The organism is Paraburkholderia sp. J76 (assembly GCF_905220295.1).
GTDB lineage: Bacteria > Pseudomonadota > Gammaproteobacteria > Burkholderiales > Burkholderiaceae > Paraburkholderia.
Window position 1 is genome coordinate 54,197 of sequence record NZ_CAJMZJ010000012.1, and the last position, 14,786, is coordinate 68,982.

General features: G+C 66.5%; 16 protein-coding genes. 8 read left to right on the forward strand and 8 right to left on the reverse strand.

What is annotated here, in order from left to right; genetic code table 11:
- Positions 1–8: 8 nt before the first annotated feature.
- Both U5768_RS22155 and U5768_RS22160 read right to left on the reverse strand, forming a co-directional pair.
- On the reverse strand, positions 9–446 hold the full coding sequence (locus U5768_RS22155; RefSeq protein WP_322032534.1) for a thioesterase family protein: 438 nt from the start codon (positions 444–446) through the stop codon (positions 9–11).
- Positions 447–501: 55 nt separating this feature from the next.
- Positions 502–1,092 carry a YSC84-related protein gene (locus tag U5768_RS22160; protein WP_322032535.1) on the reverse strand — a complete coding sequence of 197 codons (591 nt, stop codon included), beginning with the start codon at positions 1,090–1,092 and terminating at the stop codon, positions 502–504.
- Positions 1,093–1,471: 379 nt separating this feature from the next.
- Between U5768_RS22160 and U5768_RS22165 the strand changes: the two genes are divergently transcribed.
- Both U5768_RS22165 and U5768_RS22170 read left to right on the forward strand, forming a co-directional pair.
- Positions 1,472–1,915: a hypothetical protein gene (locus U5768_RS22165; protein WP_322032536.1), complete on the forward strand. Its 444-nt coding sequence runs from the start codon at positions 1,472–1,474 to the stop codon at positions 1,913–1,915.
- A 184-nt stretch (positions 1,916–2,099) separates the two neighbouring features.
- Positions 2,100–2,762 carry a response regulator transcription factor gene (locus U5768_RS22170; RefSeq protein WP_322032537.1) on the forward strand — a complete coding sequence of 221 codons (663 nt, stop codon included), beginning with the start codon at positions 2,100–2,102 and terminating at the stop codon, positions 2,760–2,762.
- A gap of 24 nt (positions 2,763–2,786) precedes the next feature.
- On the opposite strand, the gene U5768_RS22175 is transcribed toward U5768_RS22170, so the two are convergent.
- Positions 2,787–3,110: a hypothetical protein gene (locus tag U5768_RS22175; protein WP_322032538.1), complete on the reverse strand. Its 324-nt coding sequence runs from the start codon at positions 3,108–3,110 to the stop codon at positions 2,787–2,789.
- Positions 3,111–3,383: 273 nt separating this feature from the next.
- On the opposite strand from U5768_RS22175, the gene U5768_RS22180 reads away from it, so the two are divergent.
- Complete coding sequence (locus U5768_RS22180; protein WP_322032539.1) at positions 3,384–3,743, forward strand: hypothetical protein; 360 nt, start codon at positions 3,384–3,386, stop codon at positions 3,741–3,743.
- Between the two features lie 27 nt (positions 3,744–3,770).
- Here the strand turns inward: U5768_RS22180 and U5768_RS22185 are convergent, their stop codons facing one another.
- On the reverse strand, positions 3,771–4,481 hold the full coding sequence (locus U5768_RS22185; RefSeq protein ID WP_322032540.1) for an SDR family NAD(P)-dependent oxidoreductase: 711 nt from the start codon (positions 4,479–4,481) through the stop codon (positions 3,771–3,773).
- Positions 4,482–4,588: 107 nt separating this feature from the next.
- The gene (locus U5768_RS22190; RefSeq protein WP_322032541.1) at positions 4,589–5,509 is read right to left on the reverse strand and encodes a sterol desaturase family protein; all 921 of its coding nucleotides are present in this window, start codon (positions 5,507–5,509) and stop codon (positions 4,589–4,591) included.
- A 341-nt stretch (positions 5,510–5,850) separates the two neighbouring features.
- Between U5768_RS22190 and U5768_RS22195 the strand changes: the two genes are divergently transcribed.
- From U5768_RS22195 to U5768_RS22215, 5 genes are all read left to right on the forward strand, one after another.
- Positions 5,851–6,741, forward strand: a complete 891-nt coding sequence (locus U5768_RS22195) for a hypothetical protein (RefSeq protein ID WP_322032542.1) — start codon at positions 5,851–5,853, stop codon at positions 6,739–6,741.
- Between the two features lie 102 nt (positions 6,742–6,843).
- Positions 6,844–7,146, forward strand: coding sequence for an EF-hand domain-containing protein (locus tag U5768_RS22200; protein ID WP_322032543.1), 303 nt, complete (start codon positions 6,844–6,846; stop codon positions 7,144–7,146).
- 16 nt (positions 7,147–7,162) lie between these two features.
- Positions 7,163–7,876 (forward strand): response regulator, encoded by a 714-nt coding sequence (locus U5768_RS22205; protein WP_322032544.1) that lies wholly within the window; start codon positions 7,163–7,165, stop codon positions 7,874–7,876.
- Complete coding sequence (locus tag U5768_RS22210; protein WP_322032545.1) at positions 7,876–9,270, forward strand: ATP-binding protein; 1,395 nt, start codon at positions 7,876–7,878, stop codon at positions 9,268–9,270. Before U5768_RS22205 ends, U5768_RS22210 begins: the two co-directional genes overlap by 1 nt.
- Before the next feature lie 188 nt (positions 9,271–9,458).
- Positions 9,459–10,226 carry a DUF4410 domain-containing protein gene (locus tag U5768_RS22215; protein ID WP_322032546.1) on the forward strand — a complete coding sequence of 256 codons (768 nt, stop codon included), beginning with the start codon at positions 9,459–9,461 and terminating at the stop codon, positions 10,224–10,226.
- A 69-nt stretch (positions 10,227–10,295) separates the two neighbouring features.
- Here U5768_RS22215 and dld read toward each other — a convergent pair whose 3' ends face one another.
- The 3 genes from dld to hpnR all read right to left on the reverse strand — a co-directional run bounded on the left by dld (position 10,296) and on the right by hpnR (position 14,714).
- Complete coding sequence (gene dld, locus U5768_RS22220; protein ID WP_322032547.1) at positions 10,296–12,029, reverse strand: D-lactate dehydrogenase; 1,734 nt, start codon at positions 12,027–12,029, stop codon at positions 10,296–10,298.
- 125 nt (positions 12,030–12,154) lie between these two features.
- Entirely contained in the window at positions 12,155–13,054 is a 900-nt protein-coding gene (locus U5768_RS22225) for a LysR family transcriptional regulator (protein WP_322032548.1), read from the reverse strand.
- Between the two features lie 115 nt (positions 13,055–13,169).
- Positions 13,170–14,714, reverse strand: coding sequence for a hopanoid C-3 methylase HpnR (hpnR, locus tag U5768_RS22230; RefSeq protein WP_322032549.1), 1,545 nt, complete (start codon positions 14,712–14,714; stop codon positions 13,170–13,172).
- Positions 14,715–14,786: the final 72 nt, after the last annotated feature.

Below are 14,786 nucleotides of genomic sequence, written 5' to 3' on the forward strand. Positions count from 1 at the left end.
CCCGACGATCATTCGCGCGCGGCGGCCGTCATCGCCCGTGCGATGGCCTCGCGCAAGTCCTCAGGAATGCCAATCGACTTGTGAGTGTCGAGCGACGTGGTGACGATGGTCTGGCGCGCCGCCATGCGCACCACGCCGTCCACGCCCGTGCAGGCCCACGCAAGCGTGAGCGACGCGCCGCCGAGGCGCTCGACGTCGAGCGAAAGCCAAACCTCGTCGCCCATTTTGCTGATCGCCTTGAAATCCACTTCGAGCCGCACGGTCGGCATGCCTACGCGGCGAGTGCCTATCACGCCGTGGTAGCCCTCCTGCGGCAGCAATTCGTCGATCCACGACTCGATGAGATCGTTGAAGAGGACGAAATACTGCGGATAGAACACGATGCCGGCGGGATCGCATTCCGAGAAGTGAATCTTGTGTTTGCGGCGGTACGTGGGCGTCGCCATGCGTGTGTCTCCTGTCATGCCTGCTCGTCTCGTCTCGTTACGGCGCGCGGCGGCGTCAGATCACGAGCCGCGACACCTTCACGCCTTCCAGCGACACCCCGGCCATGAGGCCCGCGTTGGTCAGCACGAAGGCTTCCACGGGGCTCGTCGCGGTCGAGGTATCGACATTGCCGTTCGCACCCACCGTGACGAGCGCGACCGTGGCGTCCGCACCGGCCGACCAGCCCTGACTGCTCGTGAAGTCGTTGAGGGCGACCGGATTCATGAACGCGAAGATGATGGCCTTCGACTGCGCGCCGATCTGCAGGCCGAACGACCCCGCAATGGTGCTGTAGTAGCCGGTCGTGCGGCCGTCCACACGCAGCGCGCCGGTGCCGTACTGGCCGCCGATCCAGAAGCCCGCCGAGAGCACCTTTGGAAAGACGAGCACCCCGCTCGACTTCGAGATCAGTTCCTGCGACCCGCTCACCGTGCTGTAAAGGCGCGCGAGCGTGGCGTCGACGGCGGCGTCGATCGAATTGCGCTTTGCCGTGTTCTGCGCGGCGCTGTTCTGCGAGCCGAGCGGCGTTGTCGTACAGCCGGCGAGAGCCAGTCCGCCGGCGGCGAGCGCGGCGCTGGAGCTGAGAATGAATTGACGTCGGCGCATGAGAGGGTTCCTGTGCAATGGGGCTTCGAATGTCGGCGCCGGCCCGGCCGTGGACATCCGGGCCGCGCAAAGCGCTACAGGATAGCGCGCATGGCCGTCGCCGGGGAGAACCCGCAATCCGGCGCGCGGGCGCCGGGCCCCGCTGCGGCGGCCATGACCACGCATCCTTGGGGGGATAGGACCATGCGGCGGGCATCGAGTTCGCGCTCGAATGTAAGGAAATCTCGGCTGCTCGCGCTTCGATGCAGCGCAACAAGGGCGGCCCTTTCGAATTCGTTCGATATCGGCAGGCGGAGCGCATCGCTAAATTGTGGACATGTCAGGACGCCCGTTGCCATTCCTCAGCAGCGGCGCCCGCCTCATTCCCGCACGAGACGCCATGTTCCCCACCACGCCAGATCGATCGTCGCAACCGCGCACGCCAATGCTCACGCGCGCCTGCGATCGCATGAGCGTCGCCGGCGTCTATCTGCTGCCGCCGCTCTACGTGGGTTTCGCCGTCATGCTGTTTCTGCTCTGCCGGGCTCCCGCCGGCGCCTTCTGGCTGACGGCCGCGGCAGGCGTGCTCGCCGGGGCCATGGGCATCTGCTCGGTTGCCTTCTATGCGGCCAGCGCCGCGCGCGCCGCCCCGCTGAAGCCGGCCATCGCCCGCGCCACGGCTTTCCGCGGCGCCGGCCGGCCGATGCCGCAGCGCTTCGTGCAGATGACCACGCGCCCGTGCAGCCAGCAATGCGGCGGGGCCGATGGCGCGCGCACGCGGTTCACGGTGTCGTGCTTTCATGCGCAATGCCAGGCGGGCGGCACGGCCAAAGAGCCCCGCTGAGCGATAACCGCGCGGGTGACTGCGCCGCCGCGCTGCGCGCCCCACGCCAGGCAAACTCCGACAACGATAAGTAATGCCTGACTTATAATGAGCCAAACCATGACAGAGCAAAGCACGCGCTGACGCCGCGCTCTGCAGGTCTCGCCCTCCGGCCTATCCGACTTCAGGCGACACGCTCACGACCATGACGAAAGCAGCGCAAGATGTGCGGATCGTGGTGGCCGACGACCATCCGGTCGTGCTGACGGCAATCAGCGGTTACCTCGACTCCCTGCCGGGCTTCAGGGTCGTCGCGAAAGCCACGACGGGCGCGGAACTCATCGACGCCTTGCGCGACACCGGGTGCGAGCTGATCATCACGGACTTCTCGATGCAGGGCGACGTCGAGGACGAAGACGGCCTGCGGCTCGTCAGCCGCTTGCGGCGGCTCTATCCCGATACGCCCGTGATCGTGTTCACGATGGTCACCAACGGCGGCATCCTGCACCAGCTTGCGCAGCTTGGCGTGGCCGGCCTCATCGGCAAGGACGAGCCGATTCCCACGCTCGGCGACGTCTGCCGGCGCGCGCTCGCCGAACCGGGCACGGCGCTTTCCGCGCGGATTGCTGAGCGCCTCGCCAGGGAGGGCTCGACCGTCGACGAATTTCAGCGCAACCAGCCGCTGTCGCCGCGCGAGCTGGAAGTGGTGCGGCTCTTCGCGCTCGGCCTGAGCGTCACCGAAATCTCCAAACGGCTGAACCGCTCGGTCACGACCGTCGCCACCCAAAAGCGCGCGGCCATGCGCAAACTCCATCTCGAATCGAATGCCGATCTCATCCGTTACGCGGGTGAGCAGGGATTTGCCTGATCGCGCGAAGGGCTGCCTTCGCGCTCAGCGCGCACGCCGGAGCAAAACGGGCGCTTCGGCGGGCGTTTCCCGCGGGCATGCCTCGTTCTGCAGGCGCACGCACCACTGACGCAACGCGGTGTCCTCGAGCGGGCAGCACACCGGGTTGCGCGGCGTGACGTGGCGGTGCGCACCGAGGCGCAGCGCGAAGCGCTCCGGAAGCGCGATGCCGCACGGCGTTTGGCTCGTGCCGCGCGCGAGCGGGGCGAACTCCTCAGGCAGGCCGGGCTCGTGGCCCGCGCGACGACGCTGCGGCGGACGCGGCGTCCAGCGCACGCCGGGCGCGCGTCGGAAAGAAAATGCGGACATGGGCGTTTCCGCCCTCTGCGGGCGGCTCCTGGGTCATATCGAACAGATCCGATATTCGTCCGCGCCTTGCGCCCGATCCATAGAATCCCTTCTAAAAGCGCCTATCGGTTGAACTCGCCATAGGGCTCATCGTGCTTGCGCCGCTCGTAAGCCACCTTGCGCCCTCGCTTGCGCGCGCAAGGCAAAGAAAGCCGCGGCGGTAATCTGCGGACACAATTGCGTCTGAACCCGGTTGCGCGAACTGGTTTCAAACGTATATCTACGGAGATCATCGTGTTGCGGCTCATTTCGTCACTTGGCGTAGCCGCGGTACTCGCGGGCTGCGCTGTCGCGCCTTATCCGGCGTACCCCGGCTACTACGGCTACGACTACGGCTACCCGTACTATTCAGGCTATCCGTATGCGTACGGTTACGACTACTACCCCGGCTATTTCGGCGGCGGCTATGGCGGCATCGCCATCTGGGGCGGCGGAGGAGGATGCTGCTATCACCATGGCTGGCACGGCGGATGGCATGGCGGCGGGTGGCACGGCGGCGGTGGACACGGCGGCTGGCATGGCGGCGGTGGCGGTGGCGGCATGTGGCACGGCGGCGGCGGTGGCATGGGCGCCGGCGGCGGCCACGGCCACTAGCCGTCCACAGCGCGACGGGAGTCGCGGCTACACGCGCCCGTTCACGGGAATCAGCGCGCCCGTCACCGCCTGCGCGTCCGCGCCCAGCAAAAAGGCGATCACCGCCGCGATCTCGCGCGGCTGCACCCACCGCGTGAAATCGGCATCCGGCATGTCGGCGCGGTTTTGCGGCGTGTCGATGATGCTCGGCAAGACCGCATTCACCGTCACACCCTTGTCCTTCAACTCTTCCGCGAGCGCTTCGGTCAAGCGCGCCACGCCCGCCTTCGAAGCCGAATACGCCCCCATACCCAGCCCCGCCCTGGAACCCGCGCCCGCGCCGATGTTGACCACTCGCCCCGCGCCGCTCTTCACCAGATGAGGCAGTGCGGCCTTCGAGGCATTGAGCGCCGTCTTCACGTTCAGATCGAACATCAAATCCCACGTGAGCGGGTCGCCGTCGCCGATGGTTTCCCAGCGGAACGCGCCCGCCACGTTGACGAGCGCATCGAGCCCGCCCAGCTTCTCGTGCAACGCGCCAAACGCCGCCTGGGCCGCCTGCGCGTCGGCGAGATCGACGCCGCCCATGCACACCTCGCCCGCAAGCGCGGCGGGCAGCCCGGCCGCTTCCGGGGCCGCGCCCCGGCCGATCAACGCCACGCGGGCGCCGCGTTCGGCCAGCAATTGCGCCGTCGCCAGACCCAGGCTGCCGAATCCGCCCGTCACCGCGACCGTCTTGCCGCTCAAACCGTTTTGCATGCTCTTTTTCCTTCACTAACCTGATTTCGATGGCGTCCGCGCGACCGGTGCGGACGCCGCTGGCGCCACGTTACGCGAGGCGCGGCCTTCCATCAACCCGCGCCCGTTCATCCGTGCCGTGCGTCGGCGCCCACCGTGGCAAGCGCGCGCCGCTTGCGCAGGTTCCCGGTCGTCTCGCCGCCGCCGTCAGCGCGCCAGCCCGGCGGCAGGAACACATAGCGCACGGCAGTCCAGATGGTCTTCGCCGTCGCGACATCGCGTGCGAGCGTCGCCCAGTGCTCGAACTCCACGACGAACGGATTGCGCGAGCGCACGGGCGTGACGAGACCGTAGTGGCACGGCTCGTCTGCGCGTTCCTGCACCCAGGTGCCGAACAGGCGGTCGAAAACGATCAGGACTCCGCCATAGTTCGCATCGAGGTAATCGACGTTCGAAGCATGGTGCACGCGATGGTTCGACGGCGTATTGAACACCCGCTCCAGCCATCCGAGCCTCGGAATCCACGTGTTGTGCAGCCAGAACTGGTACAGCAGATTCAGCGAAAGGATGGCGAGCACGACTTCGGGGCGCACGCCGAGCCACACGAGCGGCGCGAAGAACATGGCAGGGCCGGTAAGCTTGCCCGTCCATCCCAGGCGGTACGCCGAAGAAAGCGTCAACTGGTTCGGCGAATGGTGCACGGCGTGCGTGGCCCAGAAGAACCGGATACGGTGCGACGCGCGGTGATACCAGTAATAGCAGAACTCCTGACCGATGAAGACCAGCAGCGCTAGTGGAACAGTGTCGATATTCAGCGTGAAGAGGCGATGCTCCCACGCGAAATCGAAGATGGGCGCGGCGAGCGAAAGCGGCAGGAGTGCGAAGAGTTTGCGGCCCGCGAGGTCCGCGAGCGAGAGCCAAACTTCAGACCAATCGAACGGCTGCTCGTTTTCGCGGCGCTTCATAAAGGTGAGCGCACACGCCTCGATCAGCGAGACGACAACGACGAATAGCGTGACGTAGAACGCGAGTTTTTCTGTAGTGAGCATGATGGGTCGTGTGCAATAAGCGCGTCTTGCGCGGTGAAGAAAGACGCGTGTTGCTCGGGGGAATCCCGGCGTCGCGTCGGTTGAAGGCACTCTAGTGGCGCGAGGAAGGAAAGACCACGCGCGAAGTATGTCGGGATATGTCACGCGCGCAGCGCGCGAAACGCGCCTGATGCATGTCAGGCCTGCAGCCGCGCCGCGCGAATGTGACAGCAGCGCCCAGAGCCACGCGACGTGTAACACCGCGACATGGTTTATGACGCGACTCGCGCAAAGGTCCGCCCTATAGTTCGTTCCGCTGACACGCCACAGCGTGCCCCTGAAACGAACCGCAAGGACTTCTGATGAAAACGCTTTCCCTCGTCGCCGCCGCGCTCATCGGCTTCGCCAGCGCACCCGCGTTCGCCGGCTGGTCCGGCCACGGCACGGCTTACACGCCGCACGGCACGTACAACGGCGCGCACTACGGTTCGTGCAGCGGGGGCACCTGCTCGCATGCGGGCGCCGTGGCCGGCCCGTGGGGCGGCGTCGCCACCAATAGCGGTTCCGTCACCCGCACCGCGCCCGGGCAGTTCAGCAACACCGGCACGGCCTATGGCCCGAACGGCCGCTCGGTCCAGCATTCGGGACAGACGAGCTGCGCCGACGGCACCTGCGCGCACACCGGCTCGCTCAACGGCTCGGAAGGCCGCAGCGCCAACACCTCGGGCAGCGTGACGCGCACGGCGCCCGGCCAATACTCGTCGACGGGCACGGTCACGACGGGCAACGGCAACACCCATGGTCATTCTGCGTCTACGTCCTGCGCGGGGAGCACGTGCTATCGCTCCGGCACTGCGACCGGCTCGCAGGGCGGCAGCGTCTACCATTCGGGCAGCGCGACGGGCGTCGGCACCGGCGTGGTGACGACGGGCAGCGGTACGACGGTGGTGCATGGCAGCACGGTCACGACAGCGGGCGCGACGGTTGCCGTCGTTGGCGCAACGGTCCAGGCACCCGCGCCGGTTGTCGTCCCGCCGCCGCCCAGCACCACGGTGTATATCGCACCGTCCGCACCTCAGCCGGCCACACCTCAGCCGGCCGCACCGAAGGTGGTCTACGTAGCCCCGCCGGCGCCCAGGGTCGTCTACGTGGGCCAACCGCTGCCGCGCGCCGTGTACGTCGCGCCGCGCCCCGCCGTGTGGATTCCTGGCCACTGGGTCGGCCGCGTATGGGTGCCCGCCCACTGGGCCTGAACCCTCGCGAGCGGCTACGCCCTCGCCCGAAGCGAAACCGCCCGCTGCATTCGCACCGTCAACCGGCCGGCAAACTACGTCGGCCACCTCACGGAGAACACCATGAAGAAGATGATCGCTGCCCTCGTTTTGTGTATCGTTTCAGCAGCGGTTTGCGCCCCGGCATCGGCTCAGGCGTTGCCGGGCGGTGCAGGCAACGCGCGCGCCGAACGCATGATGGCGCAGTTGCAGGGCCGCTTCGCCGCCGCGAACACGACGCACGACGGCAAGCTCACGCGCGAACAGGCGCAGGCAGGTATGCCGATGGTCGCGCAGCACTTCGACGAAATCGACGCGCAAAAGGCCGGCTTCGTCACCCTCGCGCAGATCGAGGACTTCATGCGAGCGCGCGCAGCAGCCCGATGAACGCCGGAGGCGGCAGATGGAGCAGGCAAACAGGATCATCGTGCTCGACGACGAAGCCGAACTGCGCAACATGCTGCAGCGCTTTCTCACGAGCCAGGGTTTCGAGGTGCGCGCCGCCGCCGACGGCAAGCGGCTCGACCGCCTGCTTCAGCGCGAGCCCTACGATCTGCTCGTGCTCGATCTCATGATGGAGCCCGAAGACGGCCTCACGGTGTGCCGCCGCCTGCGCGCCGAAGGCCAGACGCTGCCGATCCTCATGCTCACCGCCAGGGGCGACGCCGCCGACAAGGTGATCGGCCTGGAAACCGGCGCCGACGACTACCTCGCCAAGCCCTTTCTTCCGGACGAACTGGTTGCGCGCATTCGCGCGCTGCTGCGCCGCCAGAAGATGGCCTCGGGCGAACCCACTGTGACCTCGCAGATGCTGCGCTTCGGCGACTTTCAGTTCGACGTTGGCAAACAAACGCTCTATCGCGAAGGCGCGCCCGTCGAGGTGCATTCGGCGCAGATGCTGCTGCTTCACGCGCTCGGCTCGTCGCCCAACCGCGCCGTGAGCCGCGAAAACCTGCTCGCCCGCGCGCGCGGACGCGATCACAACGCGCTCGACCGCAGCGTGGACGTGCAGATCCTGCGGTTGCGCCAGATCGTCGAAGACGACCCCGCCAGGCCGCGCTTCATCAAGACCGTCTGGGGCATCGGCTACATGCTGGTGGCCGGCGTCGAAGCGTAATGCGCCTGCCGCTGCCGCGCTCCCTGCTTTCGCGCAACATCGCGCTGCTGGTGGCGCTCGTCGCGCTTTCCCAGATCGGCTCGCTCGCCGTGTTGCTGCATTTCGTGCAGCGCCCGCGCATCGAACGCGCTTCGATCATTTTTGCCGACTACGTAAAGCTGCTCGACACCACGCTCGCCGCCATGCCGCCCGACGAGGGCCGCGCCGCGGCCGCCCGGCTCGAAACGCGCGACACGGCGCCGCCGGAAGCGCCCGCGCAGACGCATCCGAGCCTCGTCGACTTTTTTCGCACCTGGCAGCGCGACGTGTTCGTCGAAGCGCTGCAACGCCATCTGCCGCCCGACTTGCTGGTGCGCTGGGACGCGAGCCGCGCGCAGGCCGAACCCGCCGATGGCGAAGCGGCGCAGGAACGTCTATGGATTCGCCTTCACGCGGCGGGCCAGCCGGTATGGGTCGCGCTTCCCATGACGGCGGACGCGCGCGCGAGCGGCATCACCACGGCGTTGATTCTTTCCGCCGCGCTCGCGCTGCTCGCGGCGCTCACGGGCTATCTGCTTCAGCGCCATATCAACCGGCCGCTGCGCAAACTCGCGCGCGCGGCGCGGCGCGTGAGCGCCGGCGAAACGCCGCCGCCGCTGCCGACCCACGGCCCGACCGAAATCGCGCAGGTCAGCCTCGCCTTCAACCAGATGACCGAGGCGCTGAAACAGGCCGAAGCCACGCGCGCGCTGATGCTGGCGGGCGTCTCGCACGACATCCGCACGCCGCTCACGAAGCTGCGCCTCGCGATCGCGATGGCGTTGCCGCGCGGCAGCAACGACGCGCTCGTGGCCTCCTCCGGGAGCTATCTGGACCAGATCGACACGATCCTTCAGCAGTTCATGGACTACGCGGGCAGCGGGGAGCGCGAAGCGCCGCAACCGGGCGACCTCAATGCGCTCGCGGGGCAACTGGTTGCCGACTTCGCGGGGCTCGGCCATGAATTCGACTTCCACGAAGGCGAGCTGCCGGTGTTCGCGTTCCGGCCCATCGCCGTTATGCGTCTGCTGATGAATCTCATGCAGAACGCTGTGAACTATGGGCGCACAGGTCTGACGATTCGCACCTGGCGCGACGGCGACGCCGCCTGTGTAATCGTCGCCGACCGCGGCAACGGCATTCGCGCCGAGGAACTGGAGCGCCTCAAATCGCCCTTCAGCCGCGGCGCGAACGCCCGCACGCATTCGGGCGGCTCGGGCCTGGGGCTTGCCATCGTCGAGCGGATCGCGCGGCTGCACGGCGGCTCGCTCACGTTCCGCGACCGCGAAGGGGGCGGCCTCGAAGCGGTGGTGCGCCTGCCCCTGAACCGTCCCTCGTCGAGCCGGAACGGCGCGCCGCACACCGCGCGCGCGTGACATGAATCGACATAATTCGCGCGTGGATTTCACGCGCCCTTCCCCCCATACTTGCGCCTGAGCCTGAGCAACGGAACGAAGCAAACCGGAGCCCGGACGCCAAAGCACCACGGTCGATAGTTCGCCATCCTGAATGATTTGCGAGTATCGGCAGACACGAGACACTCTTTCACGCAAAGGACATCGACATGCAAACGATCATTCACTTTCTCGTCAGCAAAGCCCGGCGCGTCGCGGGCACTGCGTTTCTCGCGGGCGCGCTCTTCGCGAGCGGCTGTGCATCCGCGGCACCGGTCGTTCGAGCGAGCGAACCGCTGCCGCAACTGCATGCCGACGTCGTCTACGTCTACACGTTCGACGTCGCCGCCGACCAGGTGCAACTCGACAACACCGGCATGCTACGCAAGCTCAAGACGATGGCGAGCGGCGATTCGTCGGCGCAGCAGCAACAGCAGGCCGCGCTGCAAACGCGCGAGCATCTTGCCGACGAACTCGTGAGCGAACTTCAGAAAATGGGGCTGCCGGCCGTGCGCATGGACGGACCCGCGCCCGCAGGCCGCAACGCGCTGATCGTGGAAGGCCGCATCGACACGATGGACGCGGGCAATAGCCGCCGCCGCATGCTGATTGGACTCGGCGCCGGCAAGAGCGAAGTGGGCGCGACGATCGCAGTGCTGTTCCAGCCCGCGGATGGCGGCGATCCGCAACCGCTCATGAGCTTCCAGACGGACGCGGATAGCGGCCATATGCCCGGCGTGGCCGTAACAGCGGGCGTGGGCGCGGCGGCGGGTCACGTCGCGACGGCGGCGGTAGTGGGCGGCGGTCTGCACGGCGCCTCGGAGGCGAAGCGCGACACGCTCTCGTCGGATGCCGGCAAACTGGCCCGCTCGATCGCGAAGGAAGTCGCACAGATCAGCACGCAGAACGGCTGGATGGCTGCACCAACGAAGAGCTAATACGGGGGAAGCGCGCAGCACAGCGCGTTCTTGGGCGGCGGCGGTTCGATACCGCCGCCGTCTTTTTGCTTACCGCGCCTGCGGTTCGCGATAATGCGCGAACTTCGACGTATGCCCGATACCCGGATTGAAGCAGTTGCATGGATCAAGCGTTTCGTAAAACGACTTCAGCGCGGGCTTCGCATCGTAGAGATGGCCCACGTTGTGCTCAGCGGGATATTCGGCGCCGCGCGCGTCGAGCAGCTTCCACATCTCGTGTTCCAGCGCGAGGCAATCCGTGCCCTTGCGTACGATGTAGTCCTGATGAAACACGTGACAAAAGAAGTGCCCGTAATAGAGCTTGATCGCGATGGGCTTTTCCACCGCCTCGGGCAGCTTCTCGAACCAGTCGCGATCGTTGCGCCGAAGCGCGATATCGAGCGCGACGATGTCCTCCACTTCGTCGCCGTGCACCGCGCGATAGCGCACCGCCGCACCCGCCGCCGCGAAACGATGAAGAAACGCCTTGCTGCCCTCTTCGTCGGTGCATTCGAAAAAGTCGCCGCCCGCCGCGCCGAAAAAAGTCTTCAGGTAGGCGCGCGTTTCGTCGACCATATCGGCGGAAACCTTGAGCATCAGATGATGTTCGTAGCGCTGCCGGTAGTCCTTGAGCCGCGCGGGCAGGTGGTCGGGGAAGCATTGGCTTACGGCCTGCGCCACGCGGTCGGTGAAATGCGCGGGTAAGAACGGCAGCCGCTCGAACATCGCGTCACAGCGGCTCTTGAAGGCGAACAGCGCGGGCAGGCGCCGCGTACCGAGATGCTGGATCAAGAGGAACATGTCCTTGCCGTACCGCTCGGCAATATCGAAAGCGTCTCGATGCAGGTATTCCCCTGCTATCGGCAAATTCGGCAGCTTTGAAAACTTGCCCAGCATGTCGCGGCGAAGGTCGGTGAGTTCAGCCGTCTCGTTCGTGCCGATGTAGAACACCTTCGCGCCGCGCTCGATGGGAAACGTGTCGAGCCGCACCGCGAACACCATGACCTTGCCCGCCGAACCCGATGCTTCGTGCAGCCGCAGCGGATCCGCGTTGTAGCGCGCGGGCGTATCCGCTTCGATGTCGCGCACGTGATCGGCGTAACCATGGTCGGACGCCGCGCCCGCGTCGTGGAGGATGTCGGCTTCGTGCAGCTCGCCGCGATCGAGTCGGCCGAGCACGTCTTCCGGCGTCTCGCCAAGCCGGATGCCGAGATGATTCACGAGCGTCAAACGCCCCGCCGCGTCCACCCGCGCAAACACAGTCATTTCCGTATAGGCCGGCCCGCGCCGCACGAGCGAGCCGCCCGAGTTGTTGCACACGCCGCCCACGACCGATGCGCCGAGGCACGAGGAGCCAATGACCGAATGCGGCTCGCGCCCGAGCGGCTTGAGCGTCTGTTCAAGCTGATCGAGCGTCGAGCCCGGCAGGCAGACCACCTGCTTGCCGCCGTCGATCACGTAGACCTTGCGCATGCGCGTCATGCTCACGATCACGACGTCGCGGTCGTAATCGTCGCCGTCGGGCGTGGAGCCGCCCGTGAGGCCCGTATTCGAAGCCTGCGAGATAACGATCGCATTCGCGGCCACGCAAGCCTGCAAAACCCGCCACTGCTCGACTAGCGTGCCTGGCCGCACGACCGCCGCGACCTTCCCTTCGCCGAAGCGAAAGCCCTTGCGATAGCGCCGCGTGGCTTCGTCGCCGGTCAGCACGTGCTGGCGGCCGGCAACGGCTCGCAACGACGCGACAAGCGGCTCGCGCGCGGCGCTACGGTTCGTGGTGGACATGGGAACCGCTCCTGCGGAAAACGATGATCGCGGAAGGATAAAACCGGCAATCCTTAACGTCCAATACCGCGAACACGCTCGATCAAGACGAAAAACATATGGATCGACTCCTGGGCCAGCCGGAATCATCCCCGCGACACATGCCGTGCCGCGTCCCGCACGATGCGCACGAAGTTCTGCACCGTGGGCGCTTTTTCGCGCGGACGATGCACGAGCGCGATGGTCGTGTGCAGCGTGCCGCCCTTGAGATCGTGATACGTCACGCCCTTGGCCTGGATCTGGCGCATCGAAGAAGGAATGAGCGTGACGCCGAAGCCCGCCGCCGCCATGTTGACCGTCGAGGAAATCTGCGGCGACTCCATGCTGATCGCCGGATTGAATCCCGCCTCACGGCACGCGCTGATGATCGAGTCGTAAAGATCGGGGCCGATGGGGCGCGGAAACAGGATGAGCGGGTCGCCCGCCAGATCGGCGAGATCGAGACTGCGGCGGCGCGCGAGGCGATGGCGCGGCGGCAGCACAGCAAGCACGTCCTCCTCCACGAGCGCCTGCGTGGCGAGGCCGCGGCAGTCGAGCGGGAGGCGCACGAACGCGGCATCCACCTTCGCCTCGGCCACGCGCTCGAGCAGCACCGAACTGTTGCTCTCCTCGCAGCCGATCACGACGCCCGGATACGCGCTGCGAAAGCGTTGCAGCACGGTCGCGACGAGCGGATGAAACACCGTGGAACCCGCGAAACCGAGCACGAGCCTGCCGGTCTCGCCACGCCCCGCGTTTTGCGCCTCCGCGAGCGCCAGATCCGCGTCGTCGAGAATGCGTTGCGCACGCTCGCGAAAAAGCCGCCCGGCCTCGGTCAGCTCCACGCGCCGCGAGTGGCGAACGAACAGACGCGTGCCGATTTCCCTCTCCAGCTTGAGGATCTGCTGGCTGAGCGGCGGCTGCGCAATGCCGAGAAAGGCCGCCGCCTCGCTGAAATGCAGATATTGCGCGACGGCGAGAAAGTAGCGGAGTTGCCGGAATTCCATATTTTTTTCGTCTTGATGCAACCGGTGGATTGTGAACCTGCCAGCGGTATGCATCAAGACGCCTGCGCCTCGGCCGAAAGGCCAAAGCGCACCCCAAACACTCACCCCAAACAGCTCAGCCGAGACCCATGCGCGTCTCGTCGACGAACTTCTCCGTGGCGTCGTCGATCCTGCGGCCCTTGCGGCCCGTGGGGCCATGAATGTAGACGGTCTTCATATCGACCTGCTGGGCGCCGCTCATGCCGGGCGGCGGCGTCATCTCGTAGTGGACTTCGCGCGCGTGATCGGCCATTTGCAGGCGCGGATCGAACACCGAGTTGAAGCGCCACAGCATGCGCACGAAATTGGTCTGGCCGCGCAACAGCAGATGCGCGGCCTGCCCGGCCGCGCCGCGCAGCGCGGTCCAGCCCAGGTGCTTGCGATTGAGCACCTGCTGGGTTTTCACGAGTTCCGCGTAGAACTCGGACAGCGGGAGCTTCGTGGGCACCACGGCGTGCTGGATGTCGTAAAGCCGGTAGTCGAGGCTCGTGAGCCGCCGCGCCTCGCGTTGCCAGTTCTCGGTGCCCGGGTATGGTGTATTCACGCTGATATTGACGATCTCCGGAATTTCCAGGCACCACTGACGAATCGTCGCGAAGCGCTCACGGTCCCAGTCCGGGTCGGCGATCAGGTTGACCGCAACGGTAATGCCCAAGGAACGCGCGAATTCCAGCGCCTCGAAATTCCGGTCGAGGCTGATCCGTTTGCGAAACGCCTTGAGCCCTTCCTCGTCTATCGCCTCCAGACCGAGGAACATGTACTTCAGGCCAATGGACTCCCACAGGCGGAACACGTCCTTGTTGCGCAGAAGCACGTCGCCGCGCGTTTCGAGGTAGTAGCGCTTGTGGATGCCACGCCGCTTGATCGCCTCGCCGATCGCCATGCCATGCTCGGCATGCACGAACGCCACATCGTCGACGATGAACACGCCCGGCTCGCGCAGCGCGGCCAGTTCGTCCACGACGACTTCGGGGCTGCGCGTGCGGTAGCTGCGTCCGTAGAACGTCCATGCGCTGCAGAACGTGCAGTCCCACGGGCAGCCGCGCGCGAATTCGATGGAGGCGCAGGGATCGAGCGTGCCGATGAAATATTTGCGGCGATGATGCAGCAGATCGCGCGCGGGCCGCACGGGGTCGAGATTCTCGACGAAGCGAGGCGGCGGCCCCGAGCCATGGCTCGTCAGCACGCCGGGCACGGCGAGCAGATCCGTGCCGTGCGAAACCGCTTCAAGCAGTTCGTTGACCGAAGCTTCGCCTTCGCCGCGCAGCACGCAGTCGATCGCGCCTTCGGCGTGGCCCAGCAGATCGGGCGCGGTGAACGACACGCTATGGCCGCCCACGAACACAAAGCACGAGGGCAGCGCGGCCTTCACGGCCTTCGAAAGGTCGATGATCTCGGGAATGTTGGCGAGGTAGTTGCCCGAAAAGCAGAGCGCCTCGGGCTTCCAGGTGCGCACGAGGCGCAGGAGATCGCGGTGCGTCTGAACCTGCAGATCGAGAAGCCGCACGTCGTGGCCGGCGTCGCGCGCCGTGCCCGCCACGGATTCGAGACCGAGCGGCTCGAGCCGCAGGAACACGCGCGTGTACATCAGTCCGCTCGGGTGGACAGCAAGCAATTTCATGAAGCCTCCTTGCCGCCTTGCGAAAGGCCGCTGCTTCGCGAGAGTCTACGCGCGTTGGCGGATCGCCGCGCC